Annotated in this window: 18 protein-coding genes; 14 read left to right on the forward strand and 4 right to left on the reverse strand. The window is 33.8% G+C overall.

Annotated elements, in window-relative coordinates; all coding sequences use genetic code 11:
• Positions 1-51 precede the first annotated feature (51 nt).
• From ilvD to acs, 5 genes are all read left to right on the forward strand, one after another.
• Positions 52-1725 carry a dihydroxy-acid dehydratase gene (gene ilvD / locus MG292_RS08520; protein ID WP_264533155.1) on the forward strand — a complete coding sequence of 558 codons (1674 nt, stop codon included), beginning with the start codon at positions 52-54 and terminating at the stop codon, positions 1723-1725.
• Positions 1726-1765: 40 nt separating this feature from the next.
• A complete protein-coding gene (ilvB, locus tag MG292_RS08525; RefSeq protein ID WP_264533154.1) occupies positions 1766-3451 on the forward strand; it encodes a biosynthetic-type acetolactate synthase large subunit in 1686 nt (561 codons plus the stop codon).
• 4 nt (positions 3452-3455) lie between these two features.
• Entirely contained in the window at positions 3456-3980 is a 525-nt protein-coding gene (gene ilvN, locus MG292_RS08530) for an acetolactate synthase small subunit (protein WP_264533153.1), read from the forward strand.
• Between the two features lie 15 nt (positions 3981-3995).
• The gene (gene ilvC, locus MG292_RS08535) at positions 3996-5468 is read left to right on the forward strand and encodes a ketol-acid reductoisomerase (protein ID WP_264533152.1); all 1473 of its coding nucleotides are present in this window, start codon (positions 3996-3998) and stop codon (positions 5466-5468) included.
• Positions 5469-5867: 399 nt separating this feature from the next.
• Complete coding sequence (acs, locus tag MG292_RS08540; RefSeq protein WP_264533151.1) at positions 5868-7775, forward strand: acetate--CoA ligase; 1908 nt, start codon at positions 5868-5870, stop codon at positions 7773-7775.
• A gap of 52 nt (positions 7776-7827) precedes the next feature.
• Here the strand turns inward: acs and MG292_RS08545 are convergent, their stop codons facing one another.
• The 4 genes from MG292_RS08545 to MG292_RS08560 form a co-directional block, all read right to left on the reverse strand.
• Entirely contained in the window at positions 7828-8424 is a 597-nt protein-coding gene (locus MG292_RS08545; RefSeq protein WP_264533150.1) for a 3'-5' exonuclease, read from the reverse strand.
• 2 nt (positions 8425-8426) lie between these two features.
• Positions 8427-10346 (reverse strand): DUF294 nucleotidyltransferase-like domain-containing protein, encoded by a 1920-nt coding sequence (locus MG292_RS08550; protein ID WP_264533149.1) that lies wholly within the window; start codon positions 10344-10346, stop codon positions 8427-8429.
• Between the two features lie 175 nt (positions 10347-10521).
• Positions 10522-12063, reverse strand: coding sequence for a DEAD/DEAH box helicase (locus MG292_RS08555; protein WP_264533148.1), 1542 nt, complete (start codon positions 12061-12063; stop codon positions 10522-10524).
• Between the two features lie 83 nt (positions 12064-12146).
• Positions 12147-12680, reverse strand: coding sequence for a DUF6155 family protein (locus MG292_RS08560; protein ID WP_264533147.1), 534 nt, complete (start codon positions 12678-12680; stop codon positions 12147-12149).
• 105 nt (positions 12681-12785) lie between these two features.
• Here MG292_RS08560 and MG292_RS08565 point away from each other — a divergent pair, with 105 nt between their 5' ends.
• From MG292_RS08565 to MG292_RS08605, 9 genes are all read left to right on the forward strand, one after another.
• Positions 12786-13058, forward strand: a complete 273-nt coding sequence (locus MG292_RS08565; protein WP_264533146.1) for a DUF3817 domain-containing protein — start codon at positions 12786-12788, stop codon at positions 13056-13058.
• Positions 13059-13061: 3 nt separating this feature from the next.
• Complete coding sequence (locus tag MG292_RS08570; protein ID WP_264533145.1) at positions 13062-13448, forward strand: glyoxalase; 387 nt, start codon at positions 13062-13064, stop codon at positions 13446-13448.
• Between the two features lie 517 nt (positions 13449-13965).
• Positions 13966-14526: a gluconate 2-dehydrogenase subunit 3 family protein gene (locus MG292_RS08575; protein WP_264533144.1), complete on the forward strand. Its 561-nt coding sequence runs from the start codon at positions 13966-13968 to the stop codon at positions 14524-14526.
• A 37-nt stretch (positions 14527-14563) separates the two neighbouring features.
• A complete protein-coding gene (locus MG292_RS08580) occupies positions 14564-16270 on the forward strand; it encodes a GMC oxidoreductase (protein WP_374505151.1) in 1707 nt (568 codons plus the stop codon).
• Positions 16271-16279: 9 nt separating this feature from the next.
• Entirely contained in the window at positions 16280-17443 is a 1164-nt protein-coding gene (locus MG292_RS08585) for a Gfo/Idh/MocA family protein (RefSeq protein WP_264533142.1), read from the forward strand.
• A 3-nt stretch (positions 17444-17446) separates the two neighbouring features.
• The gene (locus MG292_RS08590) at positions 17447-18499 is read left to right on the forward strand and encodes a sugar phosphate isomerase/epimerase family protein (protein WP_264533141.1); all 1053 of its coding nucleotides are present in this window, start codon (positions 17447-17449) and stop codon (positions 18497-18499) included.
• A 17-nt stretch (positions 18500-18516) separates the two neighbouring features.
• Entirely contained in the window at positions 18517-18882 is a 366-nt protein-coding gene (locus MG292_RS08595; protein WP_264533140.1) for a c-type cytochrome, read from the forward strand.
• Positions 18883-18923: 41 nt separating this feature from the next.
• Entirely contained in the window at positions 18924-20378 is a 1455-nt protein-coding gene (locus MG292_RS08600; protein WP_264533139.1) for a Gfo/Idh/MocA family protein, read from the forward strand.
• Positions 20379-20388: 10 nt separating this feature from the next.
• On the forward strand, positions 20389-21114 hold the full coding sequence (locus MG292_RS08605; protein ID WP_264533138.1) for a 3-keto-disaccharide hydrolase: 726 nt from the start codon (positions 20389-20391) through the stop codon (positions 21112-21114).
• The last annotated feature ends 17 nt before the right edge of the window (positions 21115-21131 follow it).

The following is a 21131-nucleotide window of genomic DNA, read 5'->3' on the forward strand; positions in this document are numbered from 1 at the left end:
TAAAGAGAGGTTCACAAAATTTGAACTTCCAAAAAAATAAGAATAAAAACGATGGAATTAAATAAATATAGCAAGATAATCACGCAAGACGAAACACAACCCGCTTCTCAAGCCATGTTGTATGGAATTGGATTAACTGAAGAAGATCTTAAAAAAGCACAGGTTGGAATTGTGAGCATGGGGTATGATGGAAATACCTGTAACATGCACTTGAATGATTTAGCTAAGGAAATCAAAAATGGAGTTTGGGATGCTGATTTAGTCGGATTGATTTTTAATACCATTGGAGTAAGTGACGGTATTTCTAATGGAAATGACGGAATGCGTTTTTCATTAGTATCTAGAGATATTATTGCCGATTCTATTGAAGCGGTTATGGGAGCGCAATGGTATGATGCCATGATTGCAGTACCTGGTTGTGATAAAAATATGCCCGGTTCTGTAATGGCTATGGGTAGAGTAAATCGTCCATCAATAATGGTGTATGGAGGATCCATTCATCCTGGAAAGTGGAAAGGAGAATCGTTGAATATCGTTTCTGCTTTTGAAGCATTAGGGAAGAAATTCAACAATACGATTACCCCAGAAGATTTTAAAGGAGTGATTCAAAATGCATGTCCAGGGGCAGGTGCTTGTGGTGGAATGTACACTGCTAATACAATGTCATCAGCTATTGAAGCATTAGGAATGAGTTTGCCTTATAGTTCTTCTAATCCGGCGTTAAGTCCAGAAAAAAAACAAGAATGTATTGATGCTGGGAAAGCCATTAGAATTTTATTAGAAAAAGACATTAAACCTAGAGACATTATGACTCGTAAAGCATTTGAAAATGCCATTACGATGGTCGCAGTTTTAGGCGGTTCTACCAATGCAGTAATGCACTTAATTGCTATTGCACATTCAGTTGGAATTGAATTGACATTGAAAGATTTCCAAGATATTAGTGACAGAACACCTTTGTTGGCTGACTTAAAACCTAGCGGAAAATACTTGATGGAAGATTTACATGATGTCGGTGGTGTTCCTGCCGTAATGAAATATTTATTAAAAGAAGGTTTCCTACACGGCGATTGTTTAACTGTAACAGGAAAAACGTTAGCCGAAAACTTGGCATCCGTTCCTGATTTGAATGATGGACAAGAGGTAGTGTACGAAATTCAAAAAGCATTAAAACCTACAGGAAATATTCAAATTCTATACGGAAATATTGCAACTGAAGGTTGTGTAGCAAAAATTAGTGGTAAAGAAGGAGAATTTTTTGAAGGTACTGCTATTGTATATGAAAATGAATACGATGCAATTAAAGGCATAAAAGGTGGTGAAGTACAGCCTGGAAATGTAGTTGTTATTCGCTATTGTGGTCCAAAAGGAGGTCCTGGAATGCCAGAGATGTTAAAACCAACTTCAGCGATTATGGGGGCGGGATTAGGAAGCAGTGTAGCTTTAATCACTGACGGCCGTTTCTCGGGAGGTTCTCACGGTTTTGTTGTGGGTCACGTAACTCCTGAAGCTCATGAAGGTGGAGCTATTGCTTTAATTCAAAACGGAGATGTAATAACAATTGATGCGGTCAAAAACACAATTGATTTGAAAATTTCTGACGAAGAAATGGCTAAAAGAAAAGCCAATTGGGTACAACCGCCATTGAAAGTATCACAAGGGGTATTGCTAAAATATGCAAGAGCAGTTTCAAGCGCCTCAACAGGTTGCGTAACTGATAAATAAATTAATCCTGAGCTATTTAAATAATATAATAGAAAACAAAATGAGAATATCAGGTGCAGAAGCCGTTATTAGATGCTTATTAGAAGAAGGAGTAAACTTGGTTTATGGTTACCCAGGCGGTGCTATTATGCCAGTTTATGACGAATTATATAAATTCAGAGAAGAATTACATCATGTTTTGGTACGCCATGAGCAAGGCGCAACCCATGCTGCTCAAGGATTTGCTAGAGCTACTGGTAAAGTGGGAGTAGCTATTGCAACTTCAGGACCAGGGGCTACCAATTTAGTTACTGGAATTGCGGATGCGCAAATTGATTCTACACCTTTAGTATGTATAACTGGACAAGTAGGAAAACATTTGTTGGGTTCAGATGCATTCCAAGAAACAGATATTATTAGTATTTCGACTCCAGTAACCAAATGGAATTACCAAATTACGGAAGCTCATGAAATCCCAGAAGTTATCGCAAAAGCATTTTATATCGCAAAATCAGGTCGTCCAGGTCCAGTATTAATTGATATTACTAAAAATGCGCAATTTGATGAATTGGATTTCAGTTATAAAAAATGTACTGGTATTAGAAGTTACATTCCAAAGCCAACCTTAAAGATTGAGCAAGTTAAAGCCGCAGCAGCAATAATTAATGGCGCAAAAAAACCAATGATTGTATTTGGTCAAGGAATTATTCTTGGCGAAGCAGAAGCAGAATTAAAGGCAATTATCGAAAAAACAGGAATTCCAGCAGCTTGGACGATTTTAGGCCTATCAGCATTGCCAACAGATCATCCCTTAAATGTAGGTATGGTTGGGATGCACGGAAATTATGCTCCAAATGTATTAACGAATGAGTGTGATGTTTTAATTGCATTAGGAATGCGTTTTGACGACCGTGTTACTGGAAATTTAGATACTTATGCAAAACAAGCTAAGATAATTCACTTTGAAATTGATCCTGCTGAAGTAGATAAAAATGTAAAAACAGATGTAGCTGTATTAGGGGATGTTAAAGAAACTTTAGCTGCATTATTACCTCTTGTAGATAGTAAGACACACGAATCTTGGCATAATGAATTCAAAGAAAAATACGAAATTGAATTGGATGCTGTCATTAGTGAGGAGTTGAAACCAAACAAAGAAGGAATCTCAATGGGAGAAGCTATTGAAATGATTAACAAACACTCGAAAGGAGATGCCATTATGGTTTCAGACGTGGGACAACATCAAATGTTTACCTGTCGTTATTCAAAATTCAATTTGACTAAAAGTAATATTACCTCTGGAGGTTTAGGAACAATGGGATTTGCTTTACCTGCTGCTATTGGTGCCAAAATGGGAAGACCAGATCGTGAGGTAGTTGCTATTATTGGTGATGGAGGTTTCCAAATGACAATTCAGGAATTAGGAACTATTTTTCAAACACAAGTTCCAGTGAAGATTGTAGTATTAAACAACGAATTTTTAGGAATGGTGCGTCAATGGCAACAATTGTTTTTTGACAAACGTTATGCTTCGACCGAAATGATTAATCCTAATTTTATTGCTATAGCCGAAGGCTATTATATTAAGGCAAAGAAAGTAACAAAACGTGAAGATTTGGACGCAGCAGTTGCCGAAATGATGGCTTCTAAAGAATCCTATTTCTTAGAAGTATTGGTAGAAAAAGAAAATAACGTATTTCCAATGATTCCAACAGGAGCTTCAGTTTCTGATATTCGATTAAGCTAATACTATGGAAAATAAAACATTCACCATTTCTGTATATTCAGAAAATAACGTAGGTCTATTAAACAGAATATCTGTGATATTCTTGAAACGACATATCAATATTTTAAGTTTAAACGTATCCGAATCGGAAATCGAAAATGTATCTCGATTTGTAATTGTAGTAAATACAACTGAAAAATGGGTACAAAATATTGTAGGTCAAATCGAAAAACAAATTGAAGTAATCAAAGCGTTTTATCACATTGATGAAGAAACTATTTTCTTAGAAAGTGCGATTTTCAAAATCAATTCGAATTTATTGTTTGATGAAAGACAAATTCAAAATATTATTAAAGAAAGTCATTCTGAAATGGTTACCGTTTCGAGAGATTTTTTTGTGATATCAAAATCAGGACGTCGTTCAGAAATTGATGAATTACATGCAAAATTAAAACCTTTCGGAATCATGCAATTTGTGCGTTCAGGAAGAATTTCGGTTTCCAAAGAAAAAATGGAAGTTACCAGTTTATTAGAAGAATTAAAATCATAAATTAAATACTTAAAAATGGCAAATTATTTCAATTCATTACCGCTAAGATTACAATTAGAGCAATTAGGAGTGTGTGAATTCATGGATCAATCAGAATTCGCAGAAGGTATTCAAGCCTTAGCTGGTAAAAAAATAGTAATCGTAGGATGTGGTGCTCAAGGTTTGAACCAAGGTTTAAATATGAGAGATTCAGGTTTAGATATTTCTTACGCGTTACGAGCTGAAGCAATCTCAGAAAAAAGAGCATCTTTCCAAAATGCAACGGATAATGGTTTTAAAGTGGGAACATATGAAGAACTAATCCCAACAGCGGATTTAGTTTGTAACCTTACACCAGACAAACAACATACTGCAGTTGTAACTGCAATTATGCCTCTGATGAAACAAGGAGCAACTTTAGCGTATTCTCACGGTTTTAATATTGTAGAGGAAGGAATGCAAATTCGTAAAGACTTAACCGTAATTATGTGTGCTCCAAAATGTCCAGGATCTGAAGTTCGCGAAGAGTACAAAAGAGGATTTGGAGTTCCAACTCTTATTGCGGTTCACCCAGAAAATGATCCAAATGGAGTAGGTTTGGCACAAGCTAAAGCCTATGCAGTAGCAACTGGTGGACACAGAGCAGGAGTTTTACGTTCTTCTTTTGTAGCAGAAGTAAAATCCGATTTAATGGGAGAACAAACTATACTTTGTGGTTTGTTGCAAACAGGTTCTATCTTGTGTTTTGACAAAATGGTGACTGAAGGTGTAGATGCGGGATATGCTTCTAAATTAATTCAATACGGATGGGAAACTATCACAGAAGGATTAAAACACGGAGGTATCACCAACATGATGGATCGTTTGTCAAATCCAGCAAAAATTGCTGCTTTTAATACTGCTGAAGAATTAAAAGACATTATGCGTCCGTTGTTTCAAAAACATATGGATGATATCATTTCTGGACATTTCTCAAAAACTATGATGGAAGATTGGGCAAATGATGATAAAAACTTATTAACATGGAGAGCTGCAACTGCAGAAACTAACTTTGAAAAAACTCCTGCAGGTAATTTTGAAATCTCGGAGCAAGAATATTACGACAATGGAGTATTGATGGTTGCAATGGTAAAAGCCGGAGTTGAATTAGCTTTTGAAGCAATGACTGACTCTGGAATTATTGAAGAATCGGCTTATTACGAATCATTACACGAAACACCGCTTATTGCTAACACTATTGCAAGAAAGAAATTGTTTGAAATGAACCGTGTAATTTCAGATACAGCGGAGTACGGATGTTATTTATTTGACCATGCTTGTAAACCATTAATCGCTGAGTATGTTAAGAATGCTCCATCTAATTTAATTGGTCGTCCATTTAACAATGGAAGTAATGGTGTGGACAATAAAGAATTAATTGAAGTAAATAATAGTATTCGTAATCACCCAGTAGAAGAAGTGGGAGCTTGGTTGAGAGAATCTATGACTGCAATGAAAAAAATTGTATAATAACTCATAACTACAAAACAGGAATTACAACACAACTTAGTAAACTGTGATACGAATTATATCATAATAAATCCCAAATTTTGAATTAGTTAGCAATTTGGCTAATTGATATAACTTGTACAGATTATTTTCACTTCACTTTAAAAAAGTGAAGTGATGTAATTCCTAACATAAAAGAAACAATTAATTGTTGTTGAATTTTGTTCGTAAAAAGCGAGATAGTATTTACTGTCTCGCTTTTTTAGTTTTGTGTAAAAAAAACAAAACATGCAAAAATCAATCATATTGTTAATCAATTAAAATTATTTTTAATATTGTTAAAATATTTATGCCAATTTATAAATTAAAATATTTTAACTATAACAATAGATTTAATACTTTTATAAAAAATAAACGAAAATGAGTTACTATAAAATTGACAACTTTGAACAGTATTTCAAACACTATAATAAATCGATTCGCGAGCCTAGAAAATTTTGGGGTAAAATAGCAGAAGAAAATTTTACTTGGTACCAGCAATGGGATAAGGTGGTTGATTTTGATATGGCTGAAGCCGAAATTAAATGGTTTACTGAAGCTAAAGTCAATATTGTAAAGAACTGTATTGACCGCCATTTGGCTAAAAGAGGAGATAAAACGGCGATTATTTTTGAACCAAACGATCCATCGGAAGCTGCACAACACATTTCGTATAATGAATTGTACGAACGAGTCTCAAAAATGGCCAATGTGTTGCGAGAGCAAGGCATTAAAAAAGGAGATCGTGTTTGTATTTATTTACCAATGATTCCAGAATTAGCCATCTCATTATTAGCTTGCGCTAGAATTGGAGCCATTCACTCTGTAGTTTTTGCAGGATTCTCTGCCTCTGCGGTGGCTTCAAGAATCAATGATTGTGAGTGTAAAATGGTCATTACCTCTGATGGAAGTTACCGTGGTAACAAAGCCATTGACTTAAAAGGCATTGTTGATGAAGCATTAGAAAAATGCCCTTCTGTTGAGAAAGTATTGGTTGCCAAAAGAACCAACACCAATGTCAACATGAAAGAAGGTCGTGACCAATGGTTGCAACCCCTTTTAGATGACGCAATGAACACCAACGTCGCTGAAATCATGGATGCTGAAGATCCATTATTTATCCTTTATACTTCAGGTTCTACAGGGAAACCAAAAGGAATGGTACACACCACAGCAGGATATATGGTATATACTGCCTATACTTTCAAAAATGTATTCAGTTACGAAGAAAATGACATTTTCTGGTGTACTGCCGATATTGGTTGGATTACAGGACACTCATACATTCTATACGGACCTTTATTAAACGGTGCAACTACCGTAATTTTTGAAGGAGTTCCTTCGTATCCAGACTTCAGTCGTTTCTGGGAAGTGATTGAAAAACACCAAGTAACTCAATTCTATACTGCCCCAACAGCTATTCGTGCTTTGGCAAAAGAAAGTATAGAATATGTTCAAAAATACCCTCTACAATCATTAAAAGTAATTGGATCAGTAGGAGAGCCTATTAATGAAGAAGCTTGGCACTGGTACAACGACCACGTGGGTGGAAAAAGATGTCCAGTAGTCGATACGTGGTGGCAAACCGAAACAGGTGGAATTATGATTTCGCCTTTAGCTTTTGTAACACCCACAAAACCAACCTATGCTTCACTTCCATTACCGGGTATTCAACCGGTATTGATGGATGAAAAACGCAACGAAATAGAAGGCAATCAAGTGACTGGAAGTTTGTGCATTAAATTTCCTTGGCCTAGTATTGCTAGAACTATTTGGGGTGACCACCAACGTTATAAAGAAACCTATTTCAGTGCTTTCCCTGGGAAATATTTTACAGGAGACGGTGCGTTACGTGACGAAGTAGGTTATTACCGAATTACAGGTCGTGTGGATGATGTGGTGATTGTTTCTGGACACAATTTAGGAACAGCACCAATTGAAGATGCTATCAACGAACACCCAGCAGTAGCCGAGTCAGCTATTGTAGGTTTCCCTCACGACATCAAAGGAAATGCGTTGTACGGATTTGTTATTTTGAAAGAAACAGGGGAGTACCGTGATAGAGATAACTTGAGCAAAGAGATTAACCAACATATTTCAGACCATATTGGACCAATTGCCAAATTGGATAAAATCCAATTCGTTTCAGGTTTACCAAAGACACGTTCTGGAAAAATCATGCGTAGAATTTTGCGTAAAATAGCCGAAGGTGATTTCTCTAATTTTGGAGATACTACCACTTTATTGAATCCTGAAGTGATTGAGGAGATCAAAGCAGGAAAATTATAAATGATTAATTAATAAAATAAAAAAAGGGATTATCATATGATAATCCCTTTTTTTATTTTAATCCTAATCTTGATTTTAACTTTAAGAATAGTAATCCCATTTTATAGGCTTCTTCGGAAGCTGAATTTCGGTCACTTATGGGAACTTTGTACAGTGTACATAATTCATCTAAAGTAAACTGTTTATCATTGATATCATGTAGTCTTCGATGCATAATTTCAAGATCAAGAGGTTCATTTTTTAATCGGCCACAATCTAATTTTTCTAATGCTGTATTGATTATTTCAACATCAGTATCTATTCGATACCCCACTAACGTGGCATTACCAATATATTTCAGAAAAGATTCTATTGCTTCAGGTTCTCCTAATTTTTTCAGTTTGCTTTCTACTATAAATTCGTTAGAAAGTCCGTTGTCATGAAGGAATTTGTACTGTAACAAAACTACTTCAAAATTATCTCCAATAAGAACACTATCATTTACTACCCCAAAACATCCAAAGGATAGAATAACGTCTTTATTTGGGTTTAGCCCTGTTTTTTCAGTAGATAGAATTACGTATCGATTTGATTTTTTTTCAAATTTGGATACGTATTCCTTCCAAAATTCAGGATGTTCTTTAGTAATATTTTTAAGCCAATCTAACATAATTATGAAAATTGAGTAAGTTGGAATTTATCTTTAATTAACTCCTCCAGTTCTCTCATAGGAGTTAAAGCATTTTTTAATCGCTCTTTGTCTATTTTATTCAATTCGTTTAAATTGATATATTGACCGTTATCTTCATTTTTTAATCCTTCAATAGTTCTGAATTTTGACAACGTTAAAAAAGCTTCGGCACAATTGATATAAATTTCAGCATTTCGAGGGTCAGCTATAGCTAATTGTTTGAAACGAGAATAGGTGTTATTAACTCCTTTAATGCCGTAACTTAAAGCAAAAAGTCGTGCACTATCAATTAATGGGAGTAAGGCACGTGACTTAATATCAAATTTGTCTTTGTTTGGTCCTTCTTCTTCAACAATAAATTTTTTAAAGAAACTAAGGGGAGCATTATTACGTAATGCATCATTTCCTAGAAAATCAAAGAATAAGGTGTTGTTTTTAGCATTTTTATAAATTACGGTTTCTATTGCTTCTTCAATTTTTGATTCTCCAAAAGCCATTTCGTAATCAAAGAAAATACTACTCAAATCATTACTGTTTTTACCTGGAGTATTCATCCAACTGTTGTACTGATTTGTCCAGTCAATCAGTGATTTACACCAAAGTGTATTGCTTCCCATGTGACCGTTTGGACATAACGAATATCCTATTTTTTCTAAATTGGCTGTAGAGCGTTTGGCTAATTTTAGGAAATAATCTTTAACCTCTCTGTATTTATCCGGAACAACATCTTCAAAAACTAAAATACTGTCTTGATCTGTTAGCAATAATTGTTCTTTACGTCCCTGACTACCAATACATAACCATGAAAAACGAGCAGGAGGGGAGCCTAAATCTAAAATTGCTAATTCAATTGAACGTTTAATTAGCGCCAAATTAATTTCGCTTGCGATATTGTAAACATGGAAAAGCGGAATGTTTTTATGGATTGAATTTTGAATAATATCAGTCAATCGATTGCGAAGTTGCTTTAAATCTTCCGCAGATTGCGTACGTTTTATTTGTTTAATTAAAACACCAGGATTATTGGCTTGCGAAACAATTAAATCATGTTCTGAGATAATCCCTTTTACTTCAGATTGATTAGTTCCGTCAATTGTTGCAATCAAATGAGTTACATTGTTTTTTAGCATTACCAATTGGGCTTCTGCCAAAGAAATGTTTTCTACAACTGTTACTACGGGATTTGACATAATTTTATCAATCGTTGTAGTAATAGGGTAGCGACCCGTTGCAATTTTTGTACTCATATCGGTATGGGTAACAATTCCGATAGGAATATTATTATTGTTACAAATAATAATACTATTTGAAAGGTTTTCAGCCATTGTTTTTGCTACGTCCATAACGATAGCATCAGCTGTGGTAGTTAACGGAATTCTATTGTAAGTTAGCGACTGAAAATACTGCATATCAGAAGACTGTTGGTCGGAATAGACTACATTATCTGAAAGTAGTTTACCTCTAATATTCTTATCATTTGGGTTATTAGTGTTAGTTGCAAAACTTTCTAACAAGAAATCTAAAACATTAGGATTGTTGGCAACAAAAGGTCTGAAAGTAGCAATAGGAATGGCGTATATAATACTTTCTTCACGCGCTTTTGCCGTCATCATATAATTGTTTTTGGCAAAAAACGGACGTAAGCCAAAAATATCACCTTCATGACATTTATTTAATAAAGTTTCTTCAGCATCGGCAATAACAGACAAGTGAATCACACCAGAAGCTACTACATAAAAACAATCGTGTAATTTATCATCAATTTGAAATAAGATTTTATATTTTTCCAGATTAACAACACGAATATTGGTCGCGATTTCAGATAATTCTTCAAAGGTCAAATTATCAAAAGGTGGATATTTTTTTAAAAAATCTGCAATATGTTCTGCAACAGTATTCATAGTCTGTAGAAATAAATTTTTCGATTGCTAATTTAAAAAAAATAATACAGTGTTAGCAATAGGCAGTATAGAATACTATTAACTAATTTATTAGGTTAATTGTTGATAGATGAGGTTTTTTTGAAATATTCTATTTTACATAATATAAATTATAGTTCAAAATGACATGCTAATATTAATCCAAATCATTCATAATCTTTTCTCTATATTTTTTACCGATTAGTATATTTAATTTGGTTTTATAATCTTCAATTAACCATTCTCGATAGTTTTTACTACTTTGACTTAAACATTTTGAAAAACGTTTCACCCGACATTCAATATCATCCTGTAATTCTTTAGCTAATAATTTTGCTTCTTGTAGATTCCCAGAATTCTCCACACACATTCCAGCGTGTTGTTCAAGAGATTTGTCTAAAACTACTTTAGAGCGCAAATTTTGACGGATGGCTAGTTTATGTTCTTCGTCAATATCAAAACTAACTTCTTTTGAATTTTTAAATTTAGCTCTCAATTCGGCAGGCATTACATATTTAAAGTGCATTTCAATTTCTGCATCATCTCTGAGATTCTCTAAATAGTATTCTGGTGATTTGAAAATATGTTGCCAATTAACCGGATCGCTCCAAAGTCCAAATCGCGCTGCATTATTACCTAAATCAATAACTGTAAATTCACTTTTGTTTTCTAATTTTCTAGAACCTCTCCCAATCATTTGAAAATAAAGTGTTAAGGATTTTGTTGCCCTATTTAAAATGATAGTTTCAACTGTAGGCTCATCAAAACCGGTGGTTAAAATTCCTACAGAAGTTAATATAGCATTTGGGGTATGTTTAAACCAATATAATATCTCTTTTCGTTCTTCATTACTACTCGTATTATCAAGATGTCTAATGTTATACCCTGCCTCTCTAAATGTTTCACATACATACAATGATGTAGTAATTCCATTATTAAAAATCAATGTTTTTTTACCTAATGATTTTTCTGTATAAGCATGTAATAACTTTTCTTGCATTAACATATTACTATATAGTTCATCGGATGATTTTACAGTATAATCTCCGTTTATTCCAACTTTCAAAGAAGTTAAGCCTACATCATAGCTGTACGTGTTTGCTTTGGCTAGAAATCCTTTATTAATTAATGATTCTATTGTGTCGCCTACAATTAATTCATCATAATTTTGGTGCATTGGTAATTTTATATTAGAACTCAAAGGAGTAGCTGTGACACCAAGTATAAATGACTTTTTAAAGGAGTTTAATAATTTTCTAAATGAATTATAATGTGCTTCGTCAATGATGACTAACCCAATGTTATCTAATCGTAATTTTTCATCATTAATTCTATTTTTTAAAGTTTCAACCATTGCGACAAAACAAGAATAGTCATTTTGATCTGGGAGTTCTTTTATGCTACTATTAATGATTTTATTTGTTACACCAAAACCTTTCAGCATTTTAGAGGTTTGCTTACAAAGTTCTATGCGGTGGGTTAAGACCACCACTTTTTTATCATGCTTTTTTAGATACCTTCGCACGATCTCTGAAAATATTACTGTCTTCCCTCCTCCTGTTGGTAATTGGTATAATAAATGGTGTTGAGGCGAAGCATTATCAATACGTTCAAAAATAGCATCAATAGCTCCTTTTTGATAATCATAAAGCTCTTTTTTATCTTCAAATTCATTAATGTGAATATCGTATTGAGGCATTAGTTTTTCACTTTTTTGCAAAAGTACAGCTAAAAAAGAGTTATTAGACTATTTTTGATTTAAAAAATAGGTCGTATAAACAATTAAATTTTTATTTTAGAAACAATGCTTTCAAATTCATGTTTGTTTTTCCAATTTTGATTTATAGTTGCTTCATGTATTGCAATTATTCTAGATTTATATTCATTAAAAATCCCATTTGATACTATATAATTTGTTGCTTGTTCATACGAATTCAACATACTCTTATAGAATAATTCTTGTTTGATACCATTTTCAGATGAATAGGTTTGTGCAATCTCAATAGCATAGAGCATTATATCTGCTATTAAGAAACAGTCTACACCTAATGTAATAAAGTGTTTTATAGCTTTTTGCGCTACCGAACGTCTTAGCTTAGGTTTTGTTTTACCTCTACTCCTCACTCGTGATATAGGAAAGTATTCGTTTGAAATTTTAAGTTTATATTCTTGTAATAGTTTTTCTTCTTTTGGATTGAAAATAAAATCATAAAATACTTTTACAGCATTAAATTTTTCATATAATTCAATAATTTGTTCTTCCAACTGCCCTTTATCTAATTCTGAAAGGTAATTTTTTAAATCTCTTTTACTCATAATTCAAAATTTACTTTTGCAAAGTTAAATACTTTAAGAATTGCTATATCACGAATCATAAGTATTTCTTAATTTTGATAATTTAAAATCTAAAGTTTTAGAATTATGTTGAAGTTATTTAAATCAGTTGCTTTTTTAGAGGGAATCTCACTTCTGGCATTATTATTTTTTGCAATGCCGATGAAATATGTTCTTCATTCTCCAATTTATGTTGAAATTATTGGTATGGTACATGGAATACTTTTTATAGCTTATGTTAGTAATGCAATTAGATACAAAATTAAATTGAATTGGAATTTTAAAACCTTTGGTATTGTTTGTCTCGCATCAATAATTCCTTTCGGCACCTTCTACATAGATAAAAAATATTTAAACTAAATCATGGCTACAAGAGAATTATTTATAAAAGAATTTCGCGGATTACCTTTGGGGCAAATTACCAATCAATCTTCTTTTGAAGAAAAATTTCAAAATGAGACACTACGACCTATTTTAAAACTTCAAAATGATTTGCTTATTAAAACTTTTCAATTGTACCTAAATCAAAATAAGATAAACTTCAGTAATTACTCCATAGAAAGAAAAATAAAAACAATTGAGTTGGCTATTCTAAAAGATATTCAGTTCCAGAATTTAATTAAAGGAATGGTTTTAGGACTCTTCACTCTTGATGAATTTAGCCAATATTCCACTAATACATCTGGTTTTAATAAACGAATTCGTTTAATGCTAATTGAAAGATTACAAAGTCAATTACAATTGTTCTAAATTTATAATCTACTTTTTATTACGGTTTATTTTTTTTATTTTATTGATTTTCAGTGTTTTAAAATTAAAAATAATCTACTTTTTTTAAATTATTTGATTTTTCAATCCATAAAGAATTTACTTTTACCATTACAAACGAAATCGTTTTCTAATGCTATTGTTTTCAAAAGGTCTTTATTTATTTATTTTAATTACGTCATTTTAACACATTGAAAATAAAAATAAGGCCTTGAATAAATATTTTTATAAGCTTTAGATTACAAATTTGACATAAAAATAAATCTAATGGATAATTTAGGTACAATATTCGAGAGTATAATATTTATTTTTTTATGATAAAAATCATAAAATCAATTATAATTCAAATTATTTTAAATTGAATATCTTAAATAAATGAAAATAATTAAATTCCAGTTATAAATTAACATTAAAAATACGAATCTGCGATTTTATTTATTATTATTGTAGTTAACTAAAAATATCTATTAACATACTATCAAACATAAAAACAAACCAAATGGAAAGACGTGAAGCACTAAAAAGAGTTGCCTATTTAATGGGAGGAGCCATTTCAGCAACAACAATGGGCGTTTTATTTGAAAGTTTTACAGTTTTAGATAAGTCTAAGATGGTAAATTTTTCAGTATCAGATGAAGCAATTTTGGCTGAATTTGCAGAAATTATTATTCCAACAACTGCTACTTCTCCAGGAGCAAAAGCTGCAGGATTAGGTCCATTTATACCAATGATGGTTCGAGATTGTTACCCAGCTAATTTACAGGAATTATTCGCTCAAGGACTCAAAGATATGGATGAAAAATGTATCAAAACATATGGAAAGAATTTTGTTTCATTATCTGATACAGAGCGTTTACAGGTAGTCACTCATCTTCGTGATGAAGCTAAAGCAAATAGCAAACAACCTTCATTTTTTGCAATTGCAAGAGATTTAACAATTCTCGGTTATTACTCATCTGAAATTGGATGTACTCAAGCTAGAGAATATATCGCAATTCCCGGCAGATATGATGGAAATGCTCCATTAGAACCAGGTCAAAAAGCTTGGGCTACTTCATAATTTTTTTCAACAATTACATTTAATTAAAAATATATATATCGTGAATATCAATACGAACTTAAAAGAGCAAAACACTTATGACGCAATCGTTATAGGTTCTGGTATTAGTGGTGGTTGGGCTGCCAAAGAATTAACAGAAAAAGGATTACGCGTTTTAATGTTAGAACGTGGAATGAATATAGAGCATGTTAAGGATTATGAAACCGCTATGAAAGATCCTTGGGAATTTGAACATAGAGGTAGATTAACCCAAGAACAGAAAAGAACTCATCCGGTTCAAATTAGAGATTATCCTTATCAAGAAGCTAATGAAAAATGGTGGGTAAATGATTTGGAATGCCCTTATACTGAAGAAAAACGTTTTGATTGGTATAGAGGTTTTCATGTAGGAGGAAAATCGTTAATGTGGGGACGCCAAAGTTACCGTTTTAGCGATATCAACTTTGAAGACAATAAAAAAGACGGACATGGAAATGATTGGCCTATTCGCTATAAAGATTTGGCTCCATGGTATGATTATGTAGAAAGATTTGCTGGAATCAGTGGTCAAAATGAAAATTGGCCTCTTCTACCTGATGGTCAATTTCTTCCACCAATGGATTTGAACTGTGTTGAAAAATCAGTAAAAGAAAGAATTGAAAAGCATTACAATAAAGAAAGAATCTTAACTATTGGACGTACTGCCAACTTAACGGTACCTCACAATGGTCGTGGAAATTGTCAATACAGAAATTTATGTAGCCGTGGATGTCCTTTTGGGGCATATTTTAGCACACAATCTGCTACTTTACCTGCTGCTATGGCAACTAAACGTTTAACTGTTAGACCGTATTCTATTGTGAATCACATCATTTACGATAAAAACACTAAAAAAGCAAAAGGTGTTATGGTAATTGATGCAGAGACTAATGAAACAATGGAGTTTTATGCTAAAATTGTTTTTGTAAACGGTTCTACTCTAGGTTCGACCTTTATTTTGTTAAACTCTACTTCTGAAGCACATCCAAATGGTTTAGGAAATGGAAGTGGTCAATTAGGACATAATTTAATGGATCATCATTTCCGTTGTGGTGCCGAAGGTACTGCAGAAGGTTTTGAAGACAAGTATACTTATGGACGTAGAGCGAACGGAATTTACATCCCACGTTATCAAAACTATGGTAATGATAAACGTGATTACTTAAGAGGATTTGGCTACCAAGGTGGAGCAAGTCGTGGCAATTGGCAAGCTGATGTTGCTGAATTAGCTTTTGGGGCTGATTTTAAAAACAATATGTCTAAACCTGCAGATCACTGGAAAATGGGATTAGGAGGTTTTGGAGAAATGCTACCGTATTATGAAAATAAAGTAACACTTGACCATTCTAAAAAAGACAAATGGGGCCAACCAGTCTTAAAAATTGATTGTGAATACAAAGAGAATGAAGAAAAAATGCGTGAAGATATGATGAATGATGCAGCTGAAATGCTTGAAGCAGCTGGTATGAAAAACATTCAAACGTATGACATTGGCTGTTATCCAGGTATGGCAATTCACGAAATGGGTACCGCTCGTATGGGTAACGATCCTAAAGATTCTGTGTTAAATAAATGGAATCAAATGCATGAGGTAAGTAATGTATTTGTAACTGATGGATCTTGTATGCCTTCTATTGCATGCCAAAACCCTTCATTGACATTTATGGCTTTAACAGCACGTGCTGCTGATTATGCAGTTAAAGAATTAAAGAAAAAAAATATCTAGGTTACTATTATGACAAGAAAATTAAGAATGGGAATGGTCGGTGGCGGCCAAGATGCTTTTATTGGAGCAATACATCGTTTAGCAGCCAATATGGATGGCTTAATTGAATTAAGTTGTGGTGCTTTGAGCATCAATCCTGAAGTAGCGAAAGCATCTGGAAAAGCATTATTTCTTCCTGAATCAAGAACGTATTTGACTTACGAAGAAATGATTAAAGCGGAAGCGGCTTTACCAGCTGATGAGAGAATTGATTTTGTTACCATTGTAACACCCAATTTCGCTCACTTTGCTCCTGCTATGATGGCTTTGGAACACGGATTTAATGTAGTCATCGAAAAGCCAATTACATTTTCGTTAGAGGAAGCAAAACTATTAGAGAAAAAATTAAAAGAAACAGGATTAACACTTTGTCTAACCCACACCTACTCTGGTTACCCAATGGTAAAACAAGCCAAAGCTATGGTAAGAGAAGGGCAATTAGGTAAAATTCGTAAGGTTTGGGTAGAATATCCTCAAGGATGGTTGAGTAAACTATCCGAAAGAGAAGGAAATGCTCAAGCTGCCTGGCGAACAGATCCTAAGAAATCAGGGAAAAGTTCTGTAATGGGTGATATTGGAACTCATGCAGCGCATTTAGCTGAATATATTACAGGATCAAAAATTATGGAAATTTGTGCTGAATTAAACACTTTAGTAGAAGGTCGCGTAATGGACGATGACGGGGCTGTAATGCTAAAATTTGATAATGGAGCTAAAGGGGTTTTAATGGCATCTCAAGTAGCAGCTGGTGAAGAAAATGCTGTTAAGATTAGAGTGTATGGCGAAAAAGGTGGCATCGAATGGTTACAACACGAGCCTAATTCTTTGATTGTGAAATGGTTAGAAAAACCGGTGCAAATTTTAAGAGCCGGTTCAAATTATGGTCATTTATCTTCATTTGCTAGACACAATTGCAGAACCCCAGGCGGACATCCAGAAGGTTATTTAGAAGCTTTTGCTAATATCTACAGAAACTTTGCTTTAACTTTAGGATGTAAAATTGAAGGTACACAACCTACTCCAGAAATGTTGGACTTCCCTTCTATCGAGGATGGTTTGCGAGGTATGGCATTTATTGATAATGTAGTTTTATCAGCAAAGTCTGATAAAAAATGGACCCCTAACGTTTTATAATTTATGACAACAATACAAGGACCAGCAGTTTTTTTGGCGCAATTTGTTGGAGATAAAGCTCCATTTAATTCGTTAGACGGGATATGTAAATGGGCAGCTGATTTAGGTTTTAAAGCGATACAAATGCCAACATTAGATGCGCGTTTTATCGATTTGCAAAAAGCAGCTGAAAGTAAAACCTATGCAGATGAATTGACAGGAAAAATAGCCTCTTACGGCTTACAAATTTCAGAATTGTCAACACATTTACAAGGCCAACTAGTAGCTGTTCATCCTGCTTATGATGATTTCTTCGATGGCTTTGCTCCTGCTGCTTTGCGCGGGAATCCAAAAGCACGTCAAGAATGGGCAGTACAACAACTAAAATATGCCGCTCAAGCTTCTCAAAATTTAGGATTAAATGCACACGCTACTTTTAGTGGCTCATTGCTTTGGCAATTTTTTCATCCTTGGCCTCAAAGACCACCGGGATTAATCGAGGAAGGATTTGCAGAATTAGCCAAACGTTGGTTACCAATTTTAAATGAATTTGATCAGAATGGTGTGGATGTTTGTTATGAGATTCATCCAGGAGAAGATTTGTTTGATGGTGAAACCTACGAAATGTTTTTGAAAGCAGTAAACAACCATTCGAGAGCCTGTTTATTGTATGATCCATCTCATTTTGTATTACAGCAATTGGACTACATTCAGTATATTGATTTTTATCACGAACGCATAAAAGCATTTCATGTTAAAGATGCCGAATTCAATCCTACAGGTAAACAAGGAACTTTTGGTGGATACCAAGGTTGGGCTGACCGTGCAGGACGATATCGCTCACCAGGTGATGGTCAAGTTGATTTCAAAACTATCTTTAGTAAACTAGCACAATACGATTACAAAGGTTGGGCGGTGATGGAATGGGAATGCTGTATCAAAAATCAAGAAGATGGTGCTCGTGAGGGTGCAGAATTTATCAAAAAACATATTATCAGGGTGACTGACAAAGCATTTGATGATTTTGCAGCAGTTGAAACCAATACACAACTGAACAGAAAAAATTTAGGATTATAAAAAACATAATAAACAAAATGAAACGTACTTATTTACTATTAGGCATAGCCGCATTTACTTTAGCTTCTTTTTCTAAAATAGATTCAGATAAAAAATACATCAAGAAAACAACTATCAAAGTTCAATCAAATGATGGTGAAAGATTAATCGCAAAATCAGATTGTGTGGGTTGTCATAAATTAGATAAAAAATTGATAGGGCCAGCTTATATAGATGTTGCAAAAAAATATGCTAATACTGATAAAAATGTTAGTTATTTAGCAGACAAAATTATTAAAGGAGGTTCAGGTGTTTGGGGATCAATGCCTATGTCTGCTCATTCCTCTTTGAAAAAAGAAGATGCTAAATCAATGGCCAAATATATTTTATCATTAAAAAAATAGAAATTTAGTCATTTACTATTACCAACTAACTTATAGAAATTATGAAAAAGGAAGAACAAAAAATGCCAAATAACAATCGTCGAGACTTCATAAAAACTGGTGCTATGGCAGCAGCAGCTTTTATGATTGTTCCTCGTCATGTATTGGGAAAAGGCTATATAGCCCCAAGTGATCGATTAGTAATTGCAGGAATTGGTGTTGGTGGAAAAGGGCAATCTGATATCGCAATGTTCCACAAAAGTGGAAAAGCTAATATTGGTTTTTTATGTGATGTTGACACTCGAAGAGCAGCTAATAGTGTAAATGCTTTTCCGAAAGCTAAGTTTTATAAAGATTGGCGCGAAATGTTAGACAAAGAGCATAAAAATTTTGATGCTGTTTCAGTTTCTACTCCCGATCATAATCATGCTATTCAATGTCTGGCAGCAATGCAGTTGGGTAAACATGTATATGTCCAAAAGCCAATGGCTCATGATATTTATGAAGCTAGAATTTTAACTCAAGCCGCTAAAAAATACAAAGTAGTGACACAAATGGGAAATCAGGGTTCTTCTAATGATGCTTCTAGAACTATGAAAGAATGGTATGAAGCAGGCTTAATAGGAGATGTTCACACCATATATGCTTGGACAGATCGACCTGTTTGGCCACAAGGTATTCCTTGGTCAACAGCAAAGCCTGAAGTGCCAAAAGAGCTAGATTGGGATTTATGGTTAGGAACAGCTCCTTATAAAAACTATGTAGATAAATTAGTTCCATTTAACTGGAGAGGATGGTGGGATTATGGAACCGGAGCTTTAGGAGACATGGGATGTCACTTATTAGAAACTCCTTTTAGCGTTTTAAATTTAAAATATGCAAAAGATGTTCAGTGTAGTGTGGGATCTGTTTATGTAGATGAATTTAAACGTGGTTATTTTCCAGAAAGTTGTCCTCCTTCTAGTCATGTTACCTTAACTTTTCCTAAAACAGACAAAACAGAAGGTGATGTTACAGTACACTGGATGGATGGGGGTATTCAGCCTGTTCGTCCTAAAGAATTAGGTCCAAATGAAATTTTTGGAGACGGAGGCAATGGAACATTATTCGTAGGAACCAAAGGAAAAATGATGTGCGACACCTACGGACTAAATCCTCGTTTATTGCCATTAAGTAGAAATGAAAATCTTCATGTAGCAGAAAAATACCCACGTGTAAAAGATGGTATGGATGGTCACTATAGACAATGGGTTGAAGCCGCTATTGCTGGATATGGAAAACACCAAGTAAGTTCCGGTTTCGAAATTGCAGGGCCATTAACAGAGGCATTATTAATGGCTAATTTGGCAATCAGAGGTTATGATATTGTCCGAGATGAATTAGGAGAAGATGTATATCCAGGTCGTTCTGCTAAGTTGTTATGGGACAATGATGCCATGAGAATTACAAATTTTGATGAAGTAAATCAATTTGTGAAACGTGAGTATCGCGAAGGATGGAAAAATTTAACACTTTAATACAAACAAAATGATTAAGAATATTTTTAAAATAGCACTACTTACTATTTTGATACAAACAACTAATGCTCAGACTGCTTTACCGAAAGGATTTGTTTCACTATTTGACGGACAAACTACCACAGGTTGGCATTCATACGGAAAAAAAACTGCTGGTTCTGCTTGGAAAGTAGAAGATGGAGTATTGCATTTTGATCCAATAATCGCTAAAAACGGTCAAGGTGGTGATTTAGTCACCGATAAAGAATACACTAATTTCCATTTAAAATTAGAATGGAAAGTGGCTGCTAAATCTAATAGTGGAATAATTTTTTATGTTAATGAAGATTTGGCAAAATTTAAAAACACCTACGAAACTGGGTTAGAAATGCAAGTTTTAGATAACGATGGTCATCCAGATGGTAAAATAGAAAAACATAGAGCTGGTGATTTATACGATTTAATCAAAAGTACAACTGAACCTGTAAAACCTGTAGGTGAATGGAATTCTGTAGATATTGTATGTAAATTCGGGAAATTACAAATGTTACTAAACGGAGTGAAAGTAGTCGAAACCATGCTTTGGGATGATAATTTTAAAGCGCTTGTTGCTAAAAGTAAATTTGCTACTTGGCCAGGATTTGCTGCATTCCAGTCTGGAAAAATTGCTTTACAAGACCATGGAGATAATGTTTGGTACAGAAATATCATGATCAAAGAATGGAATTCATTGCAACCTACAACAGGTTGTAAATAATTAAAAAGTAACTAACC

The organism is Flavobacterium keumense (genome assembly GCF_029866485.1).
GTDB classification, from domain to species: Bacteria; Bacteroidota; Bacteroidia; order Flavobacteriales; family Flavobacteriaceae; genus Flavobacterium; species Flavobacterium keumense.